Source organism: Streptococcus sp. LYSM12 (assembly GCF_004569635.1).
GTDB lineage: Bacteria > Bacillota > Bacilli > Lactobacillales > Streptococcaceae > Streptococcus.
Genome location: NZ_SPOZ01000074.1, coordinates 1 through 530, shown reverse-complemented (window position 1 = coordinate 530; position 530 = coordinate 1). Strand labels below are relative to the sequence as shown.

The 530-nt window shown below is 46.0% G+C and carries 1 protein-coding gene; it reads left to right on the top strand.

What is annotated here, in order from left to right:
* Positions 1-76: 76 nt before the first annotated feature.
* Positions 77-530 (top strand): pre-toxin TG domain-containing protein (locus tag E4T79_RS10755; RefSeq protein WP_228063861.1); only part of this gene is annotated, 454 nt, incomplete at its 3' end.

Here is a 530-nt window from a genome sequence, read left to right as displayed (position 1 = left end):
CGCCCACCTATGGAGTTATCCTCCATAGGTGTTTTAGACATCACCATGGGAATTATCTAGTTTGTCATAGTAAAGTATGACAAAGGCGAAAGACAAAAGCAGTACACCAGCTAGCTTTGGAGGTGTTGCCAGCTGGGATGGTACGGCAGGTTCAAGCTCTCGCTATCAGCCAAAATCTACATCTAAACCGAAAGAGTTGACTGAGAAAGAGATAGCAGCAAGAAGAGCAGAGGGGAAAAAACTCCTCAAGATACTTGGTGGAGAGCTCAGTGGCTGGTATAGTGCCAAACGTCTTTGGACAGGGAAAGACCCTGTAACAGGAGAAACGGCGAATCGTTGGTTTGCGGCAGGCGAACTTGGTCTTGATTTGGCTAGTTATATGATTTTGTTTGCCAAAGCCGGAAAAGCTATCAAGGCAGCCCAGACAGCCGGTAAAGTGATTGATACGCTGGATAATGTCAGTGACGCATCGAAAGCCTTGAAAGCTGTGGATACTGTTGATGATACTAAAGATGCTCTGAAAGTTGCAG